The organism is Geobacillus sp. G4, assembly GCF_040327975.1.
GTDB classification, from domain to species: Bacteria; Bacillota; Bacilli; order Bacillales; family Anoxybacillaceae; genus Geobacillus; species Geobacillus thermoleovorans.
Genome location: NZ_JBEPJY010000002.1, coordinates 146,112 through 170,452, shown reverse-complemented (window position 1 = coordinate 170,452; position 24,341 = coordinate 146,112). Strand labels below are relative to the sequence as shown.

The window sequence follows — 24,341 nt, the reverse complement described above, 5'->3', positions numbered from 1 at the left end:
TGCTTAGAAGGCAGGTGATGTCATGGGATATGAGACTCCACAACGGTACTTCTCAACTTGAGAAATCTTGTCAATCCTGTTCTTCTCTCTAGTCGAGAACGATGGATTGAGGAAGATGATCGTTTTTTCACCAGCCTTTTCGACGATGGATGATTTTTTATTGACAATAAGTATGATAATGATTATCATTGATCTTGATGGAGGGAGAAGGGAACGTGAAATCGTTTCGTTTCTTTTTTTACATAGCAGTGATCATTATTCTCAATCTCATTCCGCTGAAAGCGTTCGCCTATTCGTATGGAGACCCGAACAAAGAGGCGGTTGCTGAGGCGTATAAAGAGATGAAAGAAAAGTTGAACGAGCAGCCGCCGAACTTTGCTGCAGCGAAGGAAATTTTCGAAACCGTAAAAGAAGAAATCGACATGCATATGGGACCTGAGCCGTCCAAGGCGGTGCTTGCGGCCATCGAAGCGAAGGACCGTCAAACGGTGATCAAGGACATGGAAAACATTTTAGTGCTCAATATCGCTCGCCGTTTGGACAATATTGAGGCAAACTTTGATCAGTACGACACGAGCAAGCGGCTGTTGGCGAAGGCGTTTGCGACGTATGAAGCGCTGTCGCCGGTCATCCAAGGGAAAGACCCTGCACTTGATAAACAGCTGCGCACCGAGTTTGACAAGGCGCTTCAGTCGCTTGGCAACCCGGGGCTGTTCGGTGTCGGCGAGAAAAAATCGGATATCAACGTGTTTAAGAAAAGCAAAGAGACGATTTTAACAACGCTGCAGAAGCAATTCGGCCTGAAAAGCCTAAAAGTCGGCCATTTTTCGGAAAACGCTGCAGAAAAGCCGGATGCAGTGCAAAAGAAAGAGTGGACCGATTTGTCTAAAGTAAAAAACTGGATTCCGCTCGTTGTCATCGTTATTGTGGTTCTCGGCGCGGCTCTCATTTATGTGCGGCGTCGGAAACGGGCTTAGTCCAAATATAAGGGGAGGCGGAGACATGGAAGTCCAAGCGCTGCTCATTACGTTTCGTGAAGCGCTGGAAGCGCTGCTGATCGTCGGCATCATTACATCGTATTTGAAACGTGTCGATCACCGCGAATACACGAAGTACGTATGGCTTGGTGCTGGTTTGGCCGTGTTGGCGAGCATCGGGGTGGCCATTTTGTTTCAAGTCGTGTTCACGGGATTTGCCGCGATGGGCAGTGAAATCTACTTAAAAATCGGCATCATGATCGTCTCCGCGTTGCTCTTGACGCAGATGGTGTTTTGGATGGCCGAGCATAGCCGGGACATGAAACAAAACGTTGAAGGGAAAATGGACCAGTTTATTACCGCCGGTAATGTCGCCGGCATGGTCATTCACTCGTTTTTAGTCGTGCTGCGCGAAGGAGTGGAAACCGTTTTTTTCTTCGCTGCCATCACGCACGGCAACATCGGCGCGGCCATACAAGGCTGGGGAGCGGCGACAGGCATTGCCATTGCCGCTTTGGTCAGCTACTTCTTCTTTAAAGGAACGATGCGCATTCCGCTGAAAGCATTCTTTAAAGTAACCGGAGCTTTTATCGTCTTGATCGCCGCTGGCCTGCTCGTGCAAGCCATTTCGATGATGCAGGACATTGGGCTCATCGGCAGCGTCATGCCGCACGTATATGATTTGACATGGCTGCTTCCAGAACATCCGATTGACTACGAACATTACGTGCGCGATCATGGCGTCGCCCCCGTCTTTTCCGGCGAAGTCGGCGTCTTTTTAAAAGCGTTGTTTGGCTATTCAGCGATGCCGTCGCTTGAAGAAGTGATCGCCTATATCGGCTACTTCGCCGTCGTGTATTTGCTGGTGACGAGCCGCCGCGGTCAAAAGAGCGCTGTGGTCGAGAAACCGGCGATTGCCGCTTTGGAGGAAAAAGCAAAAAACGTCATGTAACGTACAAGGCCGCTGCGCCTTGTACTTTTTCTTTGGAGGGGAACACGGTGAACAAACGGTTCGGCGACCGCTTTTGGATTGGCTTTGGTGTCGGAACGGCCTCTTTGTTGGTTGGCGCCTGTTTGTATTGGGCGAGCCCGTATGCGGCCACATGGGATGAAGTCGATTTTGCCTTGGCGCTTAGGCGCTATGATGTGTTAGCCATGCAGCCGCATTTCCCAGGCTATCCGTATTTCGTCCTCGGGGGCATGGCGGTGCACGCTTTCATTGCCAATCCGGCCAAAGCGCTTTCGATCTTGAATGTGCTCGTGTTGTTTTCCGCCGCCTTTCCCATCGTTTTGCTGCTTGCTCGGCATATGCCGCGTCCAGCGGCGTTATGGGCGGCGCTTTCGGTGCTTTCTTCAAGCTATGTGCTTCTTGCCTCCGCCCGACCGATGTCAGACGGTGCGGCGCTCGGCGTGCTTTGGTGGTACATCTGGGCCGTGGAATGGGCGCGGCGGCGAATGGCATGGACCGCGCAGCTGCTGCCGATGGCGTTATTCAGCATCCTCATGGGGGTTCGCCTATCGTACATCCCCTTTGCCTCGGCGTTATTGTTGCTTTGGCATGAAGACTGGAAAACGCACCGCCGCCTCGGCCGCGTGGCGGCATCGCTGTTGGCGGCGGTCGCCTTTCAATTTGTTTGGGTGGCAGCGGTCGCGGCGACGGAAGGCGGCCTTTGGCCGTTTTTCAAGCTTGGCTTTGCGTTTGTTGTCGGTCATTTCAGCGACTGGGGGGGAACGGCGGCGGCGAGCCCTCTTCCATTTTGGGAGCGGGTGTGCCGCTTTGTCCTTGACAACTTTCTTTGGACCGGCATGGCCAGCCGAAATGCTTGGCTGCTGGCTGCCTATGCAGTGGTCGGCGCCATCGCCTGGCGCGCGGGGCGGTTGGGGCTTCCGCGCCCGCTTGTCGTTTCCGCGTTGCTGTATGCTTTGTGGGCGCTTTTCGGACAAAACATTGACAAGCCGCGTCATCTCCTTCCGCTCGTTCACATTGCGCTCGTTTTCGTGTGGGGGCGGCTGCTGGCCGCGCCCCGGACATGGCGGTTTGTTCTTGCCGCGGCAGTGGTGATGCTGCAGTCTACAATCGGCATCGGGCTGTTGCGCGAGCAGGCAAAGACGCCGCCAGCAGTGTATCAGCTTGCGGACGATTTGCGTGACAAACGGCAGCCGTTTGTGGTATATACGTGGGAAGAGACGCGCGTCCTAGACTATTTGAACGTGCCCTTTCCACATAAAGACGTGCTCCATTTTTCCTTCTTTTTGCAAGACAAAGAAAACTACCGCCATGCTGCGATATATATGACCAATCACGTTGTCCAAGGGTTCGAGGCTCAAGGGATCGATGTTTCCTGCCATGTGCGCAAAATGAAAACGTATCGTTCCAGTTTGCTTGCTGATCCGGTGTATGGGACGATTACGCTGTACGAATGGGTTGATGGAGCAGTGAGGTGATGGCCAATGAACGAGCGGCTGAAAGAAAAATTGGCTGTGCTGCCGGAGCAGCCGGGCTGCTATTTGATGAAAGACAAACACGGAACGGTCATTTACGTCGGCAAAGCGAAGTCGCTGAAAGCGCGCGTCCGCTCGTATTTTACCGGGACGCATGACGGCAAGACGCAGCGGCTTGTTGAGGAGATCGCTGATTTCGAATACATCGTCACCTCGTCAAACGCCGAGGCGCTCATTTTGGAGATGAATTTGATCAAAAAGCATGATCCGAAATACAACGTCATGCTGAAAGATGATAAAAGCTACCCGTTTATTAAAATCACCGCAGAAAAGCATCCGCGCCTGCTTATCACCCGCAAAGTGAAAAAAGACGGCGGCAAATATTTCGGCCCGTATCCAAACGTGCAGGCGGCGAACGAAACGAAAAAGCTGCTCGACCGCTTATATCCGCTCCGCAAATGTTCGACGCTGCCTTCGCGCGCCTGTTTGTATTACCATATGGGCCAATGCCTCGCCCCGTGCGTCCACCCGGTGTCGGACGAACAAAATAAGGCGATGGTTGAACAAATCGTCCGCTTTTTAAACGGCGGGTATGAAGACGTGAAGCGGGAGTTGGCCGAGAAAATGCACGAGGCGGCGGAAACGCTCGAGTTTGAACGGGCGAAAGAATACCGCGATCAAATCGCGGCGATTGAGATGACGATGGAAAAGCAAAAAATGATGCTCAACGACTTCATCGACCGCGATGTATTCGGCTATGCGTACGACAAAGGCTGGATGTGCGTGCAAGTGTTTTTCCTTCGCCAAGGGAAGCTGATTGAGCGCGACGTGTCGATCTTCCCGCTTTACCAAGACCCGGATGAGGAAATGCTTACGTTTTTGGGTCAGTTTTATGCGAAAGCGCATCATTTGAAGCCAAAAGAAGTCGTCCTCCCGTCCGACATTGACGGCGAGCTCGCCCGCGAATTGCTCGGCGTTGCCGTCGTCCAGCCGAAAAAAGGGAAGAAAAAAGAGCTTGTTGAGCTGGCGAGCAAAAACGCGGCCATTGCTCTGAAAGAAAAATTTTATTTCATCGAGCGGGACGAAGAACGGACGATCAAAGCAGTCGAACGTCTCGGAGAGCGTCTTGGCATTCCGGCGCCGCGCCGCATCGAGGCGTTTGACAACTCGAACATTTACGGGGCCGATCCGGTCTCGGCGCTCGTCGTTTTCCTCGATGGCAAGCCAGCGAAAAAAGAATACCGGAAATATAAGGTGAAAACGGTCGCAGGCCCGAACGATTATGAAACGATGCGCGAAGTCGTGCGCCGCCGCTATACGCGCGTGTTGAAAGAAGGATTGCCGCTTCCCGATTTGATCATCATCGACGGCGGCAAAGGCCACTTGTCGGCGGTGCGGGATGTGCTCGAAAACGAACTTGGACTGGATGTGCCGCTGGCTGGATTGGCGAAAGACGAAAAACATCGTACATCAGAGCTTTTGGCCGGCGACCCGCCGGATGTCGTGCCGCTTGACCGGCAAAGCCAAGAGTTTTATTTATTGCAGCGCATCCAGGATGAAGTGCATCGGTTTGCCGTTATGTTTCACCGAAAGACGCGGCAGAAAACGATGTTCCATTCCGTGCTTGATGACATCCCCGGCGTCGGGGAAAAGCGGAAAAAAGCACTCTTGAATTATTTCGGCTCGGTGAAAAAGATGAAAGAGGCGACGGTGGAAGAGTTGCAGCGGGCGAACATTCCGCGAGCGGTGGCGGAGAAAATCTATGAAAAACTGCATGAATAATGGCTGAACGGGCGCCCGTTTTGCGAGCGGGCGCCTGTTGCCTACATTTCATTCGATCGCCTGCTTCCGATCCCATTTCACCAAAATGCGCGCTTTGCCGTCCCGCTTTGGCGGCAGTTCGACCGCTTCGGTGACGAACCGCTTTTGTTGTTCGATTTGCTGGGCGAGAAATCCAGCCTCAAGCTGGAACGAGCAGCTGCCGTACAAGGAAAAGCGGGCGGCGATGATGGGGCCTGACAGCTCGATATATAGTTCGTCGTTTCGCTCTTCGCCGGTTGATAGCTCCCCCCAGCCCGCCCGTTCAAAAAATACGGCGACGTCATCGAGCGTTCCGAGCGGGTAGCGCCGTGCCAGCTGTTTGCCGGCCCAGTACAGCAGCGAAGCGGCATCTTTGCCAAGCAGCTCGGGAAGAAGCGAATGGCGAAGCAGCTCAGCCCCGAATGCGGAAAGCGCAATCGACCCAAACATTTGATATTGATCCTCTAATGGTGGCTGTTTCATCGTTTTCCCCTCTTTCTATCCATTTCCCCATTATAGCTGAATTGCTGCCGGAGTGCATCCTCTTTCCTAAGGTGGCGCAACTATGAGAATGTTTGAACATTTTGTGGCAGTGTTTTCTTGACGCTTGTACAATGTGGGAGTACAATGAATGTGACAAAGCGAATAAGGGAATGGAAGGCGTTTTCGTTTCCGCATGGCGAGCGAGAGGGACATATTTTTTATTCAATTGAAGGGGGTTTACATAATGGCAGGGAATCGCGAGTTTTACTATCGCCGGCTCCATTCGCTGCTGGGGGTTGTTCCCGTCGGCATCTTTTTAGTGCAGCACTTGGTCGTCAACCATTTTGCGACCCGTGGGCCGGAAGCGTTTAACCGGGCGGCGGCGTTTATGGAAAACTTGCCGTTCCGCTATTTTCTTGAAATTTTTGTTATTTTCCTTCCATTGTTGTTCCACGCTGTATACGGCATTTATATCGCGTTTACAGCCAAATTCAACACTCGCCAGTACGGCTATTTTCGCAACTGGATGTTCATGCTTCAGCGGATCACCGGCATCATTACATTGATTTTTGTCGTCTGGCATGTGTATGAAACGCGGGTGCAAGCCGCATTCGGCGCCGAAGTGAACTACGATATGATGGCCAACATTGTCGACAATCCGTTTATGCTCGGATTTTATATTGTTGGAATCTTGTCCACGGTCTTTCACTTCGCCAACGGCTTATGGTCGTTCTGCGTCAGCTGGGGGTTGACGGTGTCCCCTCGTTCGCAGCAAGTATTTACGTACATTACGATGATCATTTTCATCGCGCTTTCCATTGTCGGCATTCGCGCCATCTTGGCGTTTGCGTAAGACAAGCGTTCCATTCCTAGGGAATGATTCGACGATGAACTGCTGCGTTGGCTCGTGACAGATCGCGTCTTAGCCGTTCGCCGAACGATCGCTTGGTCGATGGCGGGCCGGCAAGGCAAAACGTGCGGCATGCAAGCAAAAGCAGCAATCTATTAGGGAGTGAGTAGCTATGAAAAAAGGGAAAATCATCGTTGTTGGCGGTGGGCTGGCCGGTTTGATGGCCACGATTAAAATCGCCGAAGCAGGAGTGCCTGTCGAACTGTTTTCGCTCGTTCCGGTAAAGCGTTCTCACTCCGTCTGTGCCCAAGGCGGCATTAACGGAGCGGTCAACACGAAAGGGGAAGGCGACTCGCCGTGGGAGCATTTTGACGACACCGTCTATGGCGGGGACTTCTTGGCGAACCAGCCTCCGGTCAAAGCGATGTGTGAAGCGGCGCCGGGGATTATTTACATGCTCGATCGGATGGGCGTCATGTTCAACCGGACGCCGGAAGGGTTGCTTGATTTCCGTCGTTTCGGGGGGACGCAGCATCACCGGACCGCCTATGCTGGAGCCACGACTGGCCAACAAATTTTGTATGCACTTGATGAACAGGTGCGCCGCCATGAAGTGGCCGGGCTCGTCACGAAGTACGAGCATTGGGAGTTTTTAGGCGTCGTTTTGGATGACGAGCAAATCTGCCGCGGCATCGTCGCACAAGATTTGCGGTCCATGGAAATCAAAGCGTTTCCAGCCGATGCCGTCATTTTGGCGACCGGCGGCCCGGGGATCATTTTTGGGAAATCGACGAACTCGGTCATCAACACTGGTTCAGCGGCTTCGATCGCCTATCAGCAAGGCGTTTACTACGCGAACGGCGAGTTCATCCAAATTCACCCGACCGCCATTCCGGGCGATGACAAGCTCCGCCTTATGAGCGAATCGGCGCGCGGGGAAGGCGGACGCATTTGGACGTATAAAGACGGGAAACCGTGGTACTTCCTTGAGGAAAAATATCCGGCTTACGGAAACTTGGTGCCGCGCGACATCGCCGCACGGGAAATTTTCCACGTCTGCGTCGATTTGAAGCTCGGCATCAACGGCGAAAACATGGTGTATTTGGATTTGTCACATAAAGATCCGAAAGAGTTGGATGTTAAGCTCGGCGGCATTATCGAAATTTACGAGAAGTTCATGGGCGAAGACCCGCGCAAAGTGCCGATGAAGGTGTTCCCGGCCGTTCACTACTCGATGGGCGGCTTATGGGTCGACTATGACCAAATGACGAACATCAAAGGGTTGTTTGCTGCCGGCGAGTGCGACTATTCGATTCACGGCGCGAACCGCCTCGGGGCAAACTCGCTTCTGTCGGCGATTTACGGCGGAATGGTCGCCGGCCCGAACGCCGTCCGCTACATCCGCGGCCTCGAGAAATCGGCGGATGCGATGCCGTCGACGTTATACGACAGCTATGTGAAACGGGAGCAGGAAAAATGGGAGAACATTTTGGCGATGGACGGCACGGAAAACGCCTATGTGCTGCATAAAGAGCTCGGTGAATGGATGACGGCGAACGTGACGATCGTCCGCTACAACGACCGGTTGCTGAAGACGGATGAGAAAATTCAAGAGCTGATGGAGCGGTACAAAAACATCAGCGTCACCGACACGTCGAGATGGAGCAACCAAGGAGCGACGTTTATCCGCCAGCTGTACAACATGCTGCAGCTCGCCCGCGTCATTACGCTTGGCGCTTACCATCGCAATGAAAGCCGTGGGGCGCACTACAAGCCGGAGTTTCCGGAGCGCAATGACGAAGAGTGGCTGAAAACGACGATGGCCCGCTACACGCCAGATGGTCCGGCGTTCCATTATGAAGACGTTGACGTCTCGTTGATTAAACCGCGCAAGCGCGACTACAGCAAAAAGAAAGAGGAAGTGAAGTAAGATGAGCGAGAACAAAACGGTTCGTTTGATCATCACGCGCCAAGATCGTCCGGATTCCGCGCCGTATGAAGAAGAGTTTGTCATTCCGTACCGCCCGAACATGAACGTCATTTCGGCGCTCATGGAAATTCGCCGCAATCCAGTCAACGCCAAAGGGGAAAAAACGACGCCGGTCGCTTGGGAAATGAACTGTCTGGAAGAAGTATGCGGAGCCTGTTCGATGGTCATTAACGGCAAACCGCGCCAGGCGTGCGCCGCGCTCATTGACAAACTCGAGCAGCCGATCCGCCTTGAGCCGATGCGCACATTCCCTGTCATCCGCGACTTGGTCATCGATCGGAGCCGGATGTTTGACGCGTTGAAGCGAGTGAAAGCATGGATTCCGATCGACGGAACGTACGATTTGGGTCCGGGGCCGCGCATGCCAGAGCGGAAGCGGCAATGGGCGTACGAGCTGTCAAAATGCATGACATGCGGCGTCTGCCTCGAAGCGTGCCCGAACGTCAACAGCAAGTCGAACTTTATCGGCCCGGCGCCGCTGTCGCAAGTGCGGCTGTTTAACGCCCACCCGACCGGGGCGATGCATAAAGCCGAACGGCTGCGGGCGATTATGGGCGACGGCGGACTGGCCAACTGCGGCAACTCGCAAAACTGCGTGCAATCGTGCCCGAAGGGCATTCCGTTGACGACATCGATCGCGGCGTTAAACCGCGAAACGACGATTCAAATGTTCCGCGATTTCTTTGGCAGCGACGAAGTGTAGCGGCAGAATCAAAATCCCCTTCATTCGAATAGACATGAGGGGGATTTTTTGTTTTTCTGGACAAGCGGCAGCCAACCGTCTCCGGCGAACCGAAAGATGAAGAAAAAAAAGACCCATTTTTCTATTAGATAAGCAAATTTTCGTCACCGCCGCTCTTGCTCTCACATACGATATGGCGAGGAAATACCCATCCGGCAGTTCGGGCCCATTGAGAGCAAGGAGGGTTACAACCGTTGAAGGACAAATCGTTTCAATCGAAGCCGCTTTTGACAAAAAGAGAAAAAGAAGTCTTCGAATTGCTCGTGCAAGACAAGACGACGAAAGAGATCGCCAAAGAGCTGTTTATCAGCGAGAAAACGGTCCGCAACCATATTTCGAATGCGATGCAAAAGCTTGGGGTCAAGGGGCGCTCGCAAGCTGTCATTGAATTGCTTCGAATGGGCGAACTTGAACTATAAACGATGCCGGCTTTCCTTGTTGGACAGCCGGCTGTTATGTTCCCTTGCGGCCGGACGAGGCTTGGCGCCCGTCCGGCCTTCGTCCGCGGCGGCCGCCGCATTTTTTTGTTGATTATCTTTGCCGGTGTTGTAAAATGAAAAGTAAGAATAGCTGTCGGCGCAAGCCGCCGTTTGAGGCTGGCCGCGGAAACGATCAAGGAGAGATGGTATGCCGTCTGCGATGAATGAAAGAACGGTCGCCGAGTTGGAAAAATTGCTTCGCTATATCGCCGCAAATTTGAAACAGCGCGGCCGTGAAATTTTAACCAACTATCCGATCACCCCACCGCAATTTGTCGCCCTGCAGTGGCTGCTTGAAGAAGGGGACTTGACGGTCGGCGAGTTATCGAACAAAATGTATTTGGCGTGCAGCACGACGACCGACTTGGTCGACCGCATGGAGCGGAACGGACTTGTCGCCAGAGTCCGCGATGAACACGACCGCCGCGTCGTCCGCATTCGCCTTCTTGAAAAAGGGGAGCGCATTATCGAAGAAGTGATTGAGAAACGCCAGCGCGATCTAGCGAGCGTGCTTGAAAGCTTTTCAGACGAGGAAATCGTCGTCTTTGAGCGTTGTTTGCGCAAATTGCATCAAGAAATGACGAAAGAATGAGGCGATCACTTGGAAAGAGCAATTGGTGTCATTGACTCAGGAGTCGGCGGTTTGACCGTCGCCAAAGAAATTATGAGGCAGCTGCCGAAAGAACAAATTATTTACTTAGGCGACACCGCCCGTTGCCCGTACGGGCCGCGGCCGGTGGAAGAAGTCCGTCGATTTACGTGGCAAATGATTGATTACTTGCGGCAATATCCCTTGAAAATGCTTGTTATCGCCTGCAACACCGCGACGGCGGTCGCGCTTGACGACGTGCGGGCGAAGCTTGACATTCCTGTGCTTGGCGTTATTCATCCCGGCGCTCGCGCCGCCCTGAAAGCGACTAGGCGCGGGCACATCGGCGTCATCGGCACGATTGGCACGATCCGAAGCCGGGCGTATGAAAAGGCGCTTCAATCAATCAATCCGCGCGTCCAAGTCGAGAGCTTGGCCTGTCCGAAATTCGTTCCGCTGGTGGAAAGCGGCGACTTTGAAGGGCAGGAGGCGATGGCGATCGTCGCCGAATCTCTCGCTCCGCTCCGACCGCTGCCGATCGATGTGCTGATTTTAGGCTGCACGCATTATCCGTTGCTCGCGCCGCTCATTCGCACGTATATGGGCCAACGCGTGAAGCTCATTTGCTCAGGCGGTGAGACAGCTCGTGAAGTGAGCGCGATTTTGCATCACAGCCAGCTCCTTTACACCGGCGAGCGCGAACCGGAGCATTTGTTTTTCACGACTGGGCCGAAAGAGCTGTTTGAAAAGATTTCCGGGAAGTGGTTTGGCAAGCCGATCGGCACGGTCGAAGCGATTCGGCTGTAACCAACAAATCCTTTAGCGTCCATGCGCTAAAGGATTTTTTTATTCTATTTTGGAAAACGGCTCGTATACATAGTAGTACAAACTACGAGTAGGAGGGAACGTCAATGAAACGGACGACTCACATATGGGCGGCGCCGCTGCTCGCCTCGCTGTTGTTGCTTGGCGGCTGCGGTTTGTTTGGGCGAGATGAGGCGGTGAAGGAGATCGATCCGCCGCAAGAGACGAGTTATGTCAAAGACGGCCAAGCGCTTCAGGAAGCGACGGAAAGCCAAAAGGAAGAGAAGGAGAAAGCGAAGGCCACCGAGACGGTGAAAAGAGAGCTGTACTTGATTGACAAAAACGGCTTTGTCGTGCCGCAAACAGTGGAATTGCCGAAAACGCAGGCCGTGGCGAAACAAGTACTCGAATATTTGGTTGAAGACGGACCTGTGTCAGAAATGTTGCCGAACGGCTTCCGCGCGGTCATTCCGGCCGGAACGACGGTGCTTGGCACAAAATTGGAAAAAGACGGAACGTTGATCGCCGACTTTTCTCCGGAATTTAAAAACTATAAGCCGGAGGACGAAAAACGAATTTTGCAGTCCATTACGTGGACGTTGACGCAATTTGACAATATCAAGCGCGTCAAAATCCGCATCAACGGCTACGATCAAAACGTGATGCCGGTCAATAAAACACCGATTCAAGATGGGGTAAGCCGCGCCGACGGCATCAATATGGAAGCGAGCGGCGTGCCAGACATTACGAATACGCATCCAGTCACCGTTTATTTTGTCGCCCAACAAGGGAACAGCACATACTATGTGCCGGTGACACGGCGTGTGTCCAATAAGGAGAAAGATGATATTGCCGCGGCCGTCAACGAACTGATTCAAGGACCAGAGCAAGGGAGCGGGCTTGTCGGCGTCTTTCAGCCGGACGCGAAGCTTGTCGATGCCCCGAAATATGAGGATGGCAAAGTGACGCTCAACTTTAACGAAGGCATTTATGGAAGCAACAAGAAAAATGTCATTTCCGACGTCGTGTTGAATTCCCTCGTTTTGTCGCTCACTGAGCAAAAAGGAGTCGAAAGCGTGGCGATCACAGTCAATGGCAAAGCCAATCTTGTCACGGAAGACGGCAAGCCGCTCACCAAACCGGTCGCTCGGCCGCAAAACGTCAATACCGGGACATTTTAACCGGTTGGTGCTGACAGGCTGGAAACGAATAGGACGTTATGGTATAACAAAGAGGTGGAAACGTATTCCGCCTCTTTCTTTTTTTCGCTAGGTGGAAAGAAATGCGGTGTCTGGCATTCCGTTGAAGATGGAGAAAAGGAGGACTCAGTTGATGAGAGCGGACGGACGAAGCAGTTGCGAGCTGCGCCCTGTACATATACACCCGCATTACATGAAGCACGCTGAAGGGTCGGTGCTCATTGAAGTCGGCGACACGAAAGTCATTTGCACGGCGACGGTCGAAGAGAAAGTGCCGTCGTTTATGCGCGGCGGCGGCAAAGGATGGATTACGGCCGAATATGGGATGCTGCCGCGGGCGACAGAGCAGCGGAATGTGAGGGAAGCGAGCAAAGGAAAAGTGTCGGGGCGGACGATGGAAATTCAGCGCTTAATCGGCCGTGCGCTTCGCTCGGTTGTTGATCTTGAACAGCTTGGTGAGCGGACCATTTGGATCGATTGCGACGTCATTCAGGCGGATGGCGGAACGCGGACGGCGTCGATCACCGGTGCGTATGTGGCGCTTGTGTTGGCGCTTGCCAAACTGGTGGAAGAAGGGAGGCTCGAGGCGCTTCCGATCCGCGATTTTCTCGCCGCTACCTCGGTCGGCATCGATCCGGAGCATGGGGTGATTCTTGATTTAGATTACAACGAGGATGCGCGGGCGAAAGTGGATATGAACGTCGTCATGACCGGAGCCGGTCAATTTGTTGAGATTCAAGGGACCGGAGAGGAAGCGGTTTTTTCACGCGCCGAGCTCGATGAATTGCTTGAAGCGGCGCAAATAGGCATCGAGCAGCTCATCGCCGTTCAGCGCCGCGCATTGGGCGAGTGGGCGGCGCGCATCGGCGAAAAAAAAGAAGCGGCAGAGGAGGACACAGAGTGAAGGAGATTGTCATCGCGACCAAAAACGCTGGCAAAGTGCGCGAGTTCGCCGCTTTGTTTGCCAAGCGGGGCGTCGAAGTGAAATCGCTGCTTGACTTTCCGGACGCTCCGGATGTCGCAGAAACGGGAAGCACGTTTGCGGAAAATGCCGTGCTCAAAGCAGAAGCGGCGTCGCGGCGTCTAAAGCGGCCGGTGATCGCCGATGATTCCGGGCTCGTGGTCGATGCGCTCGGCGGCCGGCCGGGCGTTCATTCGGCCCGTTATGCCGGGGAAGATAAAAACGATGCACGCAACATCGCCAAGCTGCTTCGCGAGCTTGACGGGGTGCCGATGGAGCAGCGCACGGCTCGTTTTCATTGTGCGCTCGCCGTCGCGATCCCAGGGCGGCCGACCGCCGTTGTCGAAGCGACATGCGATGGTTATATCGCCGAAGCGCCGCGTGGGGAGGGGGGCTTTGGCTATGATCCGGTTTTTTACCTTCCGGAGCGGGGAAAAACGATGGCGGAGCTTGCGCCCGAGGAAAAAAATCAAATCAGTCATCGCGCCAAGGCGCTGACGAAGCTCGATGAGCAGTGGGAGGAGATCGTCGGTGGAAAGGGGCGGACGGAATGAAGGCGGTGATTGTGAGCGACAGCCATGGGCTGACTGCCGAACTTGCTGCAATTGTCAACCGTCATCGCCATGAAGCGGATTTGTTTATCCATTGCGGCGACTCGGAGTTGGAGGTGGGGGCGGACGAGATTGCCCCGTTTGCCGTCGTACGCGGCAACTGCGATTTCGCCGCGTTTCCTGCTGAGCGCATCGAAGAGGTGGGCGGCGTTCGGTTGTTTGTCACCCACGGCCATTTATACGGGGTGAAAACGTCGCTTTTGCGTTTATCCTATCGCGCACAAGAAACAGGGGCTCACGTCGTTTGTTTCGGCCACTCGCATTTGGCCGGTGCTGAACAAATCGATGGGTTGCTGTTCATCAATCCCGGCAGCATCGCCTTGCCGCGGGGAAGAAAAGAAAAAACGTACGCGGTGCTGACGGTCGACAGCGGACGGGCGCACGTCCAGTTTTATGAAGTGGATGGACAGCCTATTCTCAAAATGGAACAAACGTTTTCTATCTAAGCCGGCAAAACCGCCGGCTTTTTCACGGTAAGCAAGGCCGCTTCAACAGGTTCGCTTTCAAAATGGAAGTGCCATATAGCGTGTTTGGAAAGGGGGCCTGTGTTTGGGCCGCCTTTTTTCGTTTTGGGGAGATGAAGTGGAAAAAGGCGCATCGTTTTGATTCGTCATTTTCATGTCCGAGTGAGAAGCGAACGTTGCTTACGGATCTTTTCTATCAGAAAAATGAGCGCGCCTTGAGCACGTTATGTTCATATCGAATGAGGAGCGAACTGCGCTCAAGGGCGTTTTCTATGAGACGGCAAAGAAAGAAAAAATTTTTTTATATCGGCAAAACCTTGATTCTATCATAATGTAAGCGCATTCAAATAGTTTGACCAATCGGAATTTTCAAAAAACGTTATTGACGGCGCAAAGGTTTCGGATTATTATAATTTTCAAATAAGAGAAACGACTCAATACAATGATCGAGCCGTTCAAAGCAACTGCTGACTGATCAAGGAAGAGGGGAACCGAAGTGGGCGAACAATGGATCTTTTTAAACGGAGAATTTGTGACAAAAGAAAACGCCAAAATTTCCGTGTATGACCATGGGTTTTTGTATGGCGACGGGGTATTTGAAGGCATTCGCGTCTATAGCGGCAACGTATTCCGCCTCGAAGAACATATAGATCGGCTATACAATTCAGCGAAGTCGATTTTGCTCGACATTCCGTACACGAAGGAAGAAATGATTGGCCACGTGCTCGAAACGATCCGCCGCAACGGCTATCAAGATGCATACATCCGCCTGGTCGTTTCGCGCGGGGTCGGCGATTTAGGACTGGATCCGTACAAATGCAAAACGCCGCAAATCGTGATTATCGTCGAGCCGCTCGCGCTCTTCCCGAAACATTTATATGAAACCGGCATCGAAGTGGTGACAGTGGCGACGCGCCGCAACCGCTCTGATGTGCTGAGCCCGAAAGTCAAATCGCTCAACTACCTAAACAATGTGCTTGTCAAAATCGAGGCGCATTTGGCGAACGTAAGCGAAGCGCTGATCTTAAACGATCAAGGCTATGTCGCGGAAGGTTCGGGAGACAATGTTTTCATCATCAAAAACGGCGTCATTTACACACCGCCTGGGTATGTCGGGGCGCTTGAAGGCATTACGCGTCAAGCGATCATCGAAATCGCGGAGGATCTCGGCTATACGGTGAAAGAGGAGCCGTTTACCCGCCATGATGTCTATGTCGCGGATGAAGTGTTTTTGACGGGGACGGCGGCCGAAGTCATTTCGGTCATTAAAGTCGATGGCCGGACGATCGGCGACGGGACGCCGGGACCGCATACCAAGCGGTTGCTTGAAGAATTTCGCCGCCGCGTGGTCGTCGAAGGAGTAAAGGTGTATCCGACGAACGCCAATGTCGGTTGATCGTCCATGACAAGTGGATAGCGAAAAAGCGTTGACGAGGATAAGTAGTCAGCGGGGTCAACATCCACAGAGAGCCGGGGGAGCTGCGAACCGGTGATGTTGCCGCTTGATGAACTCACCTCTGAGCGCCAGCCTGAACGCCGGACGGCTAGTAGGGCTGGACGAGTGGAGACGCGCGCTTCACTCGTTACCAAAATGAGCGGCCGGCTTCGGCTGGCCGCTCCTGAGGCGGCCGTCACGGCCGTGAAGAAGGGTGGTACCGCGGAAAGGAAACCTTTTCGCCCCTTTGGCTGGAAATGACAGCCATCGTGGGCGGAAAGGTTTTTTATATGGATGACAAATCACAGGGAGGATCGACGATGACAAAAATGAAAGTCGAGGAACAAGAAAAAGCGAGGACGAAGGCGAGAATGAGCGGGTCGCTGATGCTCATTGAAGCGCTCAAGGAAGAAAAAGTCGAAGTCATCTTCGGCTATCCGGGGGGGGCGGTGCTCCCGCTGTATGACGAGTTGTATAAAGCCGGCGTGTTCCACGTGCTGACGCGGCATGAGCAAGGGGCCATCCATGCGGCGGAAGGATATGCGCGCATTTCTGGAAAACCAGGGGTCGTCATCGCCACCTCCGGCCCGGGAGCGACCAACATCGTCACCGGGTTGACCGACGCGATGATGGATTCGCTGCCGCTCGTCGTCTTTACCGGGCAAGTGGCCACGAGCGTCATCGGCTCGGATGCGTTTCAGGAGGCGGACGTTGTCGGCATTACGATGCCGATTACGAAACACAACTACCAAGTGCGCGACATCAGCGAGCTGCCGAGAATCATTAAAGAGGCGTTTCACATTGCGACGACCGGGCGCCCCGGACCGGTGTTGATCGATATTCCAAAAGACATTACGACGGCCGAAGGGGAGTTTGATTACGATCAAGACGTTCATTTGCCTGGCTATCAGCCGACGACGCAGCCGAACCATTGGCAAATCCGCCGGCTTGTCGAGGCGGTCAGCCAATCAAAGCGGCCGGTCATTTTAGCCGGCGCTGGCATCTTGCACGCCAATGCGTCCAATGAATTGCGGCAATACGCCGAACAGCAAAACATTCCGGTCATTCATACGCTCCTTGGCCTTGGCGGTTTCCCGGCCGACCATCCGCTGTTTTTAGGCATGGCCGGCATGCACGGTACGTATACGGCGAATATGGCGCTGTGTGAATGCGATTTGCTCATCAACATCGGCGCCCGCTTCGATGACCGGGTCACCGGCAATTTAAAATATTTCGCGCCGAAAGCGACCGTCGCCCATATCGACATCGATCCGGCGGAAATCGGCAAAAACGTGCCGACGAAAATTCCAATCGTCAGCGATGCAAAAGCCGCCTTGCAAGAGCTGATCGCCCAGCAAGGCAAGCCGGCGGACACGGCGGCGTGGCTCACGCAGCTTGATGAATGGAAGCGGCGCTTCCCGCTCCATTATGAGCCGGAAGCCGGCACGATCAAACCGCAAAAACTGATCGAGATGATCTATGAAATGACAAACGGCGAGGCGATCGTGACGACGGACGTCGGCCAGCATCAAATGTGGGCGGCGCAATATTACAAGTTCAACCGGCCGCACCGGTGGGTGACGTCCGGGGGGCTCGGCACGATGGGCTTCGGGCTTCCGGCAGCGATCGGCGCCCAGCTCGCCGATCGGAGCGCTACGGTCGTTTCGATCGTCGGCGACGGCGGCTTCCAAATGACGTTCCAAGAACTGTCGGTCATCCAGGAGCTACGGCTGCCGATCAAAATCGTCATCGTCAACAACCAGGCGCTCGGCATGGTGCGGCAATGGCAGGAGCTGTTCTATGACAAACGGTACTCCCATTCGCTCATTCCGAACCAGCCGGATTTCGTCAAGCTTGCCGAAGCATACGGGATGCCAGGTCTGCGGGCGAAGACGGAGGCGGAAGCGGCCGAAGTGTTAAAACAAGCGTTTGCGATGGATGGGCCGGTGTTGCTTGATTTCCATGTCCGCGCCGACGAGAACGTCTATCCGATGGTGGCGCCCGGCAAAGGGCTTCATGAAATGGTGGGGGTGAAAGCATGCGAAGAATCATCACGATGACAGTCAACAACCGCCCCGGCGTCTTAAACCGCATTACCGGGTTGTTTACAAAGCGGCATTACAATATCGAAAGCATTACGGTCGGGCATACGGAAATCGAGGGCATTTCGCGGATGACGTTCGTCGTCAACGTTGACGATGAACGGACGGCGGAGCAAATCATTAAGCAGCTGAACAAGCAGATTGATGTGTTGAAGGTGAATGACATCACCGACCAAGCGATCGTCGCCCGCGAGCTGGCGCTCATTAAAGTTGCCGCTCCTCCGGCGGTCCGCCAGGAAATTTACACGCTCATCGAGCCGTTTCGCGCCTCGATCGTCGACGTAAGCAAAGACAGCCTCGTCATTCAAGTGACCGGCGAGCCGGAGAAAGTCGAGGCGTTGATTGAACTATTGCGCCCGTACGGCATTAAGGAAGTGGCGCGCACGGGAACGACCGCGTTCACCCGCGGGGCGCAAAAAGCGACGACGAATCAGAAAACGGCGTTCATTATTTAACAGCTATCATACAAAACAGCGCTGATTGCTTCATGGAACCGCCAAACAAGGGGCGGCCAAGCGTAGGGATTGTCAAACTACAGAACAAAGGAGAGGGTAATCATGGCAAAAGTCTACTATAACGGGGATGCAAACGAACAATATTTGCAAGGGAAAACGGTCGCGATCATCGGCTACGGCTCGCAAGGCCACGCCCATGCGCAAAACTTGCGCGACAGCGGCGTTCGCGTCATCGTCGGACTGCGAAAAGGAAAATCGTGGGAGCAGGCAGAACAAGACGGATTTGAGGTGTATTCAGTCCGCGAAGCGGCGAAGCAGGCTGATATCGTCATGGTGCTGCTGCCGGATGAGAAGCAGCCGGCCGTGTACAAAGAGGAAATCGAGCCGGAACTCGAGCCAGGCAATGCGCTTGTGTTTGCGCACGGCTTTAACATCCATTTCAGCCAAATTGTCCCACCGAATCATGTTGACGTCTTCTTGGTTGCGCCGAAAGGCCCAGGCCATCTCGTGCGGCGCACATATACGGAAGGAGCGGGCGTGCCGGCGCTCATCGCCGTCTACCAAGATGTGACCGGACACGCGAAAGAAACGGCGCTCGCCTACGCGAAAGCGATCGGCGCTGCTCGAGCTGGGGTGTTGGAGACGACGTTCAAAGAAGAGACGGAAACCGACTTGTTCGGTGAACAAGCGGTGCTGTGCGGTGGGCTGACGGCGCTCATTAAAGCCGGGTTTGAAACGCTCGTTGAAGCCGGGTATCAGCCGGAAGTCGCCTATTTTGAGTGTTTGCATGAGATGAAGCTCATCGTCGATCTCCTTTACGAAGGCGGTTTGTCGTGGATGCGCTATTCGATTTCCGATACGGCGCAATGGGGCGACTTTATCACCGGCCCGCGCATTATTAACGACGCTGTGAAAGCGGAAATGAAAAAGGTGCTCGATGACATTCAAACCGGCAAATTCGCGAAGAGCTGGATTTTGGAAAACCAAGCGAACCGTCCGGAGTTCAACGCCATCAACCGGCGTGAGAATGAGCATTTGATTGAGATTGTCGGACGCGAACTGCGAAGCATGATGCCGTTTGTGAAGGCAAAACAAATCGAGGCGGTGGTGCCAGGTGCGAAAAATTAAGTTTTTTGATACCACATTGCGTGATGGGGAACAATCCGCTGGTGTGAACTTGAATTTGCAAGAAAAGTTGGAAATTGCCCGTCAACTTGAACGGCTGCGGGTTGACATCATCGAGGCGGGTTTCCCCGCCTCATCGAAAGGCGATTTTGAGGCGGTCAAACAAATTGCCGAAACGGTGAGAACATGCTCGGTCACCGGGCTGTCGCGCTCGGTCCGAAGCGACATTGATGCGGCGTGGGAGGCGTTAAAAGGCGGCGCGGAGCCGCGGCTCCACCTATTCATCGCCACCTCGCCGATCCATATGGTGCATAAATTGCGGATGACGCCGGAACAAGTGATTGAAGCGGCGGTTGAGGCGGTGAAATACGCGAAGCGCTTTTTCCCGATCGTCCAATGGTCGGCGGAAGATGCGTGCCGAAGCGAGTTGCCGTTTTTGGCGAAAATCGTCGCCGAAGTGATCAAAGCCGGCGCCTCGGTGATCAACATTCCGGATACGGTCGGCTATATTACGCCGAAAGAATACGGGGAAATTTTCCTCTATTTGCAAAACAATGTTCCGAATATTGAAAAGGTTTCACTCTCCGCTCATTGTCATGATGACTTGGGCATGGCGGTGGTGAACTCGCTGTCGGCCATTGAACATGGAGCGACGCAGGTCGAGTGCACGATCAACGGCATCGGCGAGCGGGCCGGCAATGCGGCGCTTGAGGAAATCGCTGTCGCCCTTCACATCCGCAAAGACTACTATCAAGTGGAAACGCGCCTCAATTTGCAGGAAATTAAGCGCACAAGCAATCTTGTCAGCAAGCTGACCGGGGTCGTCGTTCCACCCAACAAAGCGGTCGTCGGCAAAAACGCGTTTGCGCATGAATCGGGCATCCATCAAGACGGCGTCTTAAAAGAAAAAACGACATACGAAATCATTTCGCCGGAGCTCGTCGGCGTGCCGTCGAATTCGATGGTGCTCGGCAAACATTCCGGCCGCCATGCGCTTCGCAACCGGGTTGAGGAGCTCGGCTACACGTTGTCCGATGAAGAAATCAATCAGCTGTTTGTCCGTTTTAAAGAATTGGCGGACAAAAAGAAGGACATTACCGACGACGATTTAATCGCGTTGATTTTCGAAGAGAAGTTCGACCACTTTAAAGATTTTTACCAATTGTCTTCCATTCAAGTGCAATACGGGACGAATCAAATTCCGACAGCGGTAGTTGTACTGAAAGACGGGAAGGGGAATGAAATCCAAGAAGCGGCGACCGGCGCCGGCAGCGTCGAGGCGCTGTACAATACATTGGAACGTTGCTTCCAAACGCCGGTGACGCTGCTTGACTACCGGATCGAATCGGTCGGCGGCGGCCGCGATGCGTTGGCCCAAGTGTTCGTCAAAGTGCGCGCCCATGACATCGAGACGAGCGGGCGCGGCACTGCACAAGACGTGTTGGAAGCATCGGCGAAAGCGTACATCAACGCCATCAACCGTGTGTTTATGATCGAAGCGATGCGCGGCGAAAACGAGAAAGTGGCAACACCATAAAAACGGGGGGATTCAGAATGGGAAACTATCGGATTGCCGTCTTGCCAGGGGATGGCATCGGCAAAGAAGTGACGTCCGGAGCGGTCGAGGTATTAAAAGCGGTCGGCATCCGGTTTGGCCACGAGTTTACGTTTGAATATGGATTGATCGGTGGAGCGGCGATCGATGAGGCGGGGACGCCGCTCCCCGAGGAAACGCTCCGCCTTTGCCGAGAAAGCGATGCGGTGCTGCTTGGGGCGGTCGGCGGTCCGAAGTGGGATGACAACCCTCCGCATTTGCGCCCGGAAAAAGGATTGCTTGCCATTCGCAAGCAGCTCGACTTATATGCCAACTTGCGGCCGGTTGTTTGCTATGACAGTTTGGTTTCCGCTTCGCCGTTAAAACCGGATCTCGTGCAAGGCGTCGATTTTGTCATCGTCCGCGAGCTGACCGGCGGCATTTACTTCGGCCAGCCGAGCGGCCGCGTCGTCGAAAACGGCGAAGAAAAAGCAGTGGACACCTTGTTATATAAAAAGGAAGAAATTGAGCGGATCGTCCGCATGGCGTTTATACTCGCACGCGGGCGGAAGAAAAAAGTGACTTCGGTCGACAAGGCGAACGTCCTTTCGTCAAGCCGTCTATGGCGGGAAGTGGCCGAAGAGGTGGCGAAGCAGTTTCCGGACGTCACGCTTGAGCATATGCTTGTTGACAATGCCGCGATGCAGCTCATCCGTGCGCCGAAGCAGTTTGATGTCATTGTGACAGAAAACATGTTTGGCGACATTTTAAGCGATGAAGCCTCCATGTTGTCCGGTTCGCTCGGGATGCTGCCGTCAGCCAGCTTATCCGCTTCCGGTCCGAGCTTGTATGAGCCGGTGCACGGTTCAGCGCCTGATATCGCCGGCATGAACAAAGCCAATCCGATTGCGGCGATTTTGTCGGCCGCGATGATGCTTCGCCTGTCGTTCGGGCTCACCGCGGAAGCGGAGGCGGTAGAGCACGCGGTGTGGCAGGCGCTCGCCCTAGGTTTGCGCACCGCCGACTTGGCGCCAAGCGGCGGCCGCATCGTATCCACGAACGAAATGGTCGAAGAAATCAAAGCGGCGGTGCTGGATTATACGGCCATTGCTCAAATTATGACCGTTTATGCCTAAGACGTGCGAGGTGAAAGCCAATGAAGCCGAAAACGATCATCGATAAAATTTGGGAAAACCACGTCGTCTACCGTGAGGAGGGCAAACCGGATTTATTGTACATCGATTTGCACTTAGTGCATGAAGTGACCTCGCCGCAAGCGTTTGAAGGATTGCGGCAAAAAGGGCGGAAGGTGCGGCGGCCGGATTTGACCTTTGCGACGATGGACCATAACGTGCCGACCATTAACCGATTTGTGATTACCGATGAAGTGGCGCGCAACCAAATCGCTGCGCTTGAGCGCAACTGCCGCGAGTTCGGCATTCCGCTCGCCGACCTACACAGCGAAGAGCAAGGAATCGTTCACGTCATCGGCCCAGAGCTCGGGTTGACCCAGCCGGGAAAAACGATCGTTTGCGGCGACAGCCATACATCGACGCACGGGGCGTTTGGCGCCTTGGCGTTTGGCATCGGCACGAGCGAAGTCGAGCATGTATTGGCTACACAAACGCTTTGGCAGCATAAGCCGAAAACGCTGCAAATCTGCATCAACGGCCGCCTCGGCAAAGGAGTGACCGCCAAAGACGTCATCTTGGCCATTATCGGCCGCTATGGCGTTGGCGTCGGCACCGGTTATATTATCGAATTTACAGGCGAAGCGATCCGACGCATGTCGATGGAAGAGCGAATGACGATTTGCAACATGTCGATTGAAGCTGGGGCGAGAGCCGGCCTCATCAGCCCGGATGAAACGACGTTTGCCTATTTGCGCGGCCGCAAATATGCGCCAAAAGGCGAGGAGTTTGACAAGGCGGTGGAACGGTGGCGGGCGCTTGCAAGCGATGAGGGGGCGGAATACGATAAAACGATTGAAATCGATGCGTCGACGATCGCTCCGATGGTGACGTGGGGGACGAACCCCGCGATGAGCACTTCCGTCGATGGCGTCGTGCCGCATCCCGAGCAATTTGAAAGCAAAACAGAGCAAAACGCGGTGCGCCGGGCGCTTGAGTACATGGGGCTCAAGCCGGGCACGCCGATTACGGATATTCCGGTGCAGCACGTCTTCATCGGTTCGTGCACCAACTCACGCCTCAGCGATTTGCGCGCGGCGGCGAGCATCGTGAAAGGGAAAAAAGTGGCTCCGGGTGTACGGGCGCTCGTCGTGCCTGGATCGCAGCAAGTGAAAAAACAAGCCGAGGCGGAAGGGTTGGCGCAAATTTTCATCGACGCCGGTTTTGAATGGCGTGACTCCGGCTGCAGCGCCTGTTTGGGCATGAACCCGGACATCATTCCGGAAGGCGAGCACTGTGCGTCAACGTCGAATCGCAACTTTGAAGGGCGGCAAGGAAAAGGGGCGCGCACGCATCTCGTCAGCCCGGTGATGGCCGCGGCGGCTGCGATTTACGGACATTTTGTCGATGTGCGCCAGCTTGAAGCCGAGCCGGTCTGTTAAATTGACGATCGTGATGGCAAAAGAGGCGGCGCGGCATCCTAGGAAGCCGAGCTCCTTTGCCATCAGTGACATCCATAACGGAAGGGGGAAAGGACGATGAAGCCGTTTACGATCCATCGCGGAAAAACCGCCGGCATCGATCGTGCGAATATTGATACCGATCAAATCATTCCAAAGCAGTTTTTGAAACGGATTGAACGCACCGGCTTTGGCCAGTTTCTCTTTTACGATTGGCGGTATTTGAGCGACGGCACGCCAAATCCGGAGTTTGAGCTCAACCGCCCGGAAAACGAAGGGGCGACGATTTTAGTCGCCGATGAAAACTTCGGCTGCGGCTCATCGCGCGAACATGCGCCGTGGGCGCTGCAAGATTACGGATTCCGCGTCATCATTGCCCCATCGTTTGCCGATATTTTTTACAACAACTGCTTAAAAAACGGGCTGTTGCCGATCCGGCTGGATAAAGAGGATGTCCGCTACTTGCTGCGCCAAAGCGAGCGCGCAGACTATGAACTGACGGTTTCGCTTGAAGAACAGCGGGTATTTGACGATGAAGGATTTTCGCGTCCGTTTGACATTGACCCGTATCGAAAACAGTTGCTGTTAAAGGGATGGGATGAAATTGATTTAACGTTTGTCTATGAACCGTATATTCAAGCGTATGAACAACAGCATAGCCCGCGGCCGTAAGCGTCTATTTTTTGCGGTGCAGCGCGGCGGCAAAAAT

The 24,341-nt window shown here is 54.1% G+C and carries 23 protein-coding genes and 1 other annotated feature; of the genes, 22 read left to right on the top strand and 1 reads right to left on the bottom strand.

The genetic code is table 11. The annotated features are described in order from the left end of the window. The first annotated feature begins 215 nt into the window (after positions 1-215). Genes ABS784_RS03100 through uvrC form a run of 4 tightly spaced genes read left to right on the top strand, consistent with a single transcriptional unit; the run spans position 216 to position 5,201 of the window. Positions 216-977, top strand: a complete 762-nt coding sequence (locus ABS784_RS03100; RefSeq protein WP_011232152.1) for a hypothetical protein — start codon at positions 216-218, stop codon at positions 975-977. A 25-nt stretch (positions 978-1,002) separates the two neighbouring features. Beyond that, positions 1,003-1,929, top strand: a complete 927-nt coding sequence (locus ABS784_RS03095) for an FTR1 family iron permease (RefSeq protein ID WP_023633489.1) — start codon at positions 1,003-1,005, stop codon at positions 1,927-1,929. 47 nt (positions 1,930-1,976) lie between these two features. Beyond that, complete coding sequence (locus ABS784_RS03090) at positions 1,977-3,422, top strand: nucleoporin-interacting protein (protein WP_352511419.1); 1,446 nt, start codon at positions 1,977-1,979, stop codon at positions 3,420-3,422. A 6-nt stretch (positions 3,423-3,428) separates the two neighbouring features. Next, entirely contained in the window at positions 3,429-5,201 is a 1,773-nt protein-coding gene (uvrC, locus tag ABS784_RS03085; RefSeq protein ID WP_011232149.1) for an excinuclease ABC subunit UvrC, read from the top strand. 48 nt (positions 5,202-5,249) lie between these two features. Here uvrC and ABS784_RS03080 read toward each other — a convergent pair whose 3' ends face one another. After that, complete coding sequence (locus ABS784_RS03080) at positions 5,250-5,702, bottom strand: YslB family protein (RefSeq protein WP_013144566.1); 453 nt, start codon at positions 5,700-5,702, stop codon at positions 5,250-5,252. Positions 5,703-5,946: 244 nt separating this feature from the next. On the opposite strand from ABS784_RS03080, the gene ABS784_RS03075 reads away from it, so the two are divergent. From ABS784_RS03075 to leuD, 18 genes are all read left to right on the top strand, one after another. Next, a complete protein-coding gene (locus ABS784_RS03075; protein WP_011232147.1) occupies positions 5,947-6,555 on the top strand; it encodes a succinate dehydrogenase cytochrome b558 subunit in 609 nt (202 codons plus the stop codon). A 169-nt stretch (positions 6,556-6,724) separates the two neighbouring features. Continuing rightward, the gene (gene sdhA, locus ABS784_RS03070; RefSeq protein WP_011232146.1) at positions 6,725-8,482 is read left to right on the top strand and encodes a succinate dehydrogenase flavoprotein subunit; all 1,758 of its coding nucleotides are present in this window, start codon (positions 6,725-6,727) and stop codon (positions 8,480-8,482) included. A gap of 1 nt (position 8,483) precedes the next feature. Then, positions 8,484-9,245: a succinate dehydrogenase iron-sulfur subunit gene (gene sdhB, locus ABS784_RS03065; RefSeq protein WP_011232145.1), complete on the top strand. Its 762-nt coding sequence runs from the start codon at positions 8,484-8,486 to the stop codon at positions 9,243-9,245. A 233-nt stretch (positions 9,246-9,478) separates the two neighbouring features. Continuing rightward, positions 9,479-9,703 carry a helix-turn-helix domain-containing protein gene (locus ABS784_RS03060; protein WP_008881129.1) on the top strand — a complete coding sequence of 75 codons (225 nt, stop codon included), beginning with the start codon at positions 9,479-9,481 and terminating at the stop codon, positions 9,701-9,703. A 208-nt stretch (positions 9,704-9,911) separates the two neighbouring features. Further along, positions 9,912-10,355 carry a MarR family winged helix-turn-helix transcriptional regulator gene (locus tag ABS784_RS03055; RefSeq protein WP_014196465.1) on the top strand — a complete coding sequence of 148 codons (444 nt, stop codon included), beginning with the start codon at positions 9,912-9,914 and terminating at the stop codon, positions 10,353-10,355. 9 nt (positions 10,356-10,364) lie between these two features. After that, a complete protein-coding gene (gene racE / locus ABS784_RS03050; protein ID WP_110107678.1) occupies positions 10,365-11,159 on the top strand; it encodes a glutamate racemase in 795 nt (264 codons plus the stop codon). A 104-nt stretch (positions 11,160-11,263) separates the two neighbouring features. Then, positions 11,264-12,337 (top strand): GerMN domain-containing protein, encoded by a 1,074-nt coding sequence (locus ABS784_RS03045; RefSeq protein ID WP_011232142.1) that lies wholly within the window; start codon positions 11,264-11,266, stop codon positions 12,335-12,337. 151 nt (positions 12,338-12,488) lie between these two features. Beyond that, positions 12,489-13,259: a ribonuclease PH gene (gene rph / locus ABS784_RS03040; protein ID WP_011232141.1), complete on the top strand. Its 771-nt coding sequence runs from the start codon at positions 12,489-12,491 to the stop codon at positions 13,257-13,259. Continuing rightward, positions 13,256-13,870, top strand: coding sequence for an XTP/dITP diphosphatase (locus tag ABS784_RS03035; protein WP_011232140.1), 615 nt, complete (start codon positions 13,256-13,258; stop codon positions 13,868-13,870). Before rph ends, ABS784_RS03035 begins: the two co-directional genes overlap by 4 nt. After that, positions 13,867-14,373 carry a metallophosphoesterase family protein gene (locus tag ABS784_RS03030; protein WP_011232139.1) on the top strand — a complete coding sequence of 169 codons (507 nt, stop codon included), beginning with the start codon at positions 13,867-13,869 and terminating at the stop codon, positions 14,371-14,373. Before ABS784_RS03035 ends, ABS784_RS03030 begins: the two co-directional genes overlap by 4 nt. Before the next feature lie 514 nt (positions 14,374-14,887). Beyond that, positions 14,888-15,787, top strand: coding sequence for a branched-chain-amino-acid transaminase (gene ilvE, locus ABS784_RS03025; RefSeq protein WP_011232138.1), 900 nt, complete (start codon positions 14,888-14,890; stop codon positions 15,785-15,787). Between the two features lie 22 nt (positions 15,788-15,809). Continuing rightward, positions 15,810-16,076: a binding site (T-box leader), on the top strand. A gap of 70 nt (positions 16,077-16,146) precedes the next feature. Then, positions 16,147-17,886, top strand: coding sequence for an acetolactate synthase large subunit (gene ilvB, locus ABS784_RS03020; protein WP_031206388.1), 1,740 nt, complete (start codon positions 16,147-16,149; stop codon positions 17,884-17,886). Further along, entirely contained in the window at positions 17,865-18,383 is a 519-nt protein-coding gene (gene ilvN, locus ABS784_RS03015) for an acetolactate synthase small subunit (protein WP_011232136.1), read from the top strand. Before ilvB ends, ilvN begins: the two co-directional genes overlap by 22 nt. A 102-nt stretch (positions 18,384-18,485) precedes the next feature. After that, positions 18,486-19,511 (top strand): ketol-acid reductoisomerase, encoded by a 1,026-nt coding sequence (gene ilvC, locus ABS784_RS03010; protein ID WP_014196461.1) that lies wholly within the window; start codon positions 18,486-18,488, stop codon positions 19,509-19,511. Further along, positions 19,498-21,045, top strand: a complete 1,548-nt coding sequence (locus ABS784_RS03005) for a 2-isopropylmalate synthase (RefSeq protein ID WP_014196460.1) — start codon at positions 19,498-19,500, stop codon at positions 21,043-21,045. The genes ilvC and ABS784_RS03005 overlap by 14 nt, the downstream gene beginning before the upstream one ends. 17 nt (positions 21,046-21,062) lie before the next feature. Beyond that, a complete protein-coding gene (leuB, locus tag ABS784_RS03000) occupies positions 21,063-22,178 on the top strand; it encodes a 3-isopropylmalate dehydrogenase (RefSeq protein ID WP_014196459.1) in 1,116 nt (371 codons plus the stop codon). Positions 22,179-22,198: 20 nt separating this feature from the next. Beyond that, complete coding sequence (gene leuC, locus ABS784_RS02995) at positions 22,199-23,614, top strand: 3-isopropylmalate dehydratase large subunit (RefSeq protein WP_033845343.1); 1,416 nt, start codon at positions 22,199-22,201, stop codon at positions 23,612-23,614. Between the two features lie 96 nt (positions 23,615-23,710). Continuing rightward, complete coding sequence (leuD, locus tag ABS784_RS02990) at positions 23,711-24,304, top strand: 3-isopropylmalate dehydratase small subunit (protein ID WP_023633493.1); 594 nt, start codon at positions 23,711-23,713, stop codon at positions 24,302-24,304. The last annotated feature ends 37 nt before the right edge of the window (positions 24,305-24,341 follow it).

Coding starts and splice junctions, on each gene's coding strand:
- ABS784_RS03095 (WP_023633489.1), top strand. CDS start 1,003: ATGGAAGTCCAAGCGCTGCTCATTACGTTTCGTGAAGCGCTGGAAGCG.
- uvrC (WP_011232149.1), top strand. CDS start 3,429: ATGAACGAGCGGCTGAAAGAAAAATTGGCTGTGCTGCCGGAGCAGCCG.
- ABS784_RS03080 (WP_013144566.1), bottom strand. CDS start 5,702: ATGAAACAGCCACCATTAGAGGATCAATATCAAATGTTTGGGTCGATT.
- ABS784_RS03075 (WP_011232147.1), top strand. CDS start 5,947: ATGGCAGGGAATCGCGAGTTTTACTATCGCCGGCTCCATTCGCTGCTG.
- sdhA (WP_011232146.1), top strand. CDS start 6,725: ATGAAAAAAGGGAAAATCATCGTTGTTGGCGGTGGGCTGGCCGGTTTG.
- sdhB (WP_011232145.1), top strand. CDS start 8,484: ATGAGCGAGAACAAAACGGTTCGTTTGATCATCACGCGCCAAGATCGT.
- ABS784_RS03055 (WP_014196465.1), top strand. CDS start 9,912: ATGCCGTCTGCGATGAATGAAAGAACGGTCGCCGAGTTGGAAAAATTG.
- ABS784_RS03045 (WP_011232142.1), top strand. CDS start 11,264: ATGAAACGGACGACTCACATATGGGCGGCGCCGCTGCTCGCCTCGCTG.
- rph (WP_011232141.1), top strand. CDS start 12,489: ATGAGAGCGGACGGACGAAGCAGTTGCGAGCTGCGCCCTGTACATATA.
- ABS784_RS03030 (WP_011232139.1), top strand. CDS start 13,867: ATGAAGGCGGTGATTGTGAGCGACAGCCATGGGCTGACTGCCGAACTT.
- ilvB (WP_031206388.1), top strand. CDS start 16,147: ATGACAAAAATGAAAGTCGAGGAACAAGAAAAAGCGAGGACGAAGGCG.
- ilvN (WP_011232136.1), top strand. CDS start 17,865: ATGCGAAGAATCATCACGATGACAGTCAACAACCGCCCCGGCGTCTTA.
- ilvC (WP_014196461.1), top strand. CDS start 18,486: ATGGCAAAAGTCTACTATAACGGGGATGCAAACGAACAATATTTGCAA.
- leuB (WP_014196459.1), top strand. CDS start 21,063: ATGGGAAACTATCGGATTGCCGTCTTGCCAGGGGATGGCATCGGCAAA.
- leuC (WP_033845343.1), top strand. CDS start 22,199: ATGAAGCCGAAAACGATCATCGATAAAATTTGGGAAAACCACGTCGTC.
- leuD (WP_023633493.1), top strand. CDS start 23,711: ATGAAGCCGTTTACGATCCATCGCGGAAAAACCGCCGGCATCGATCGT.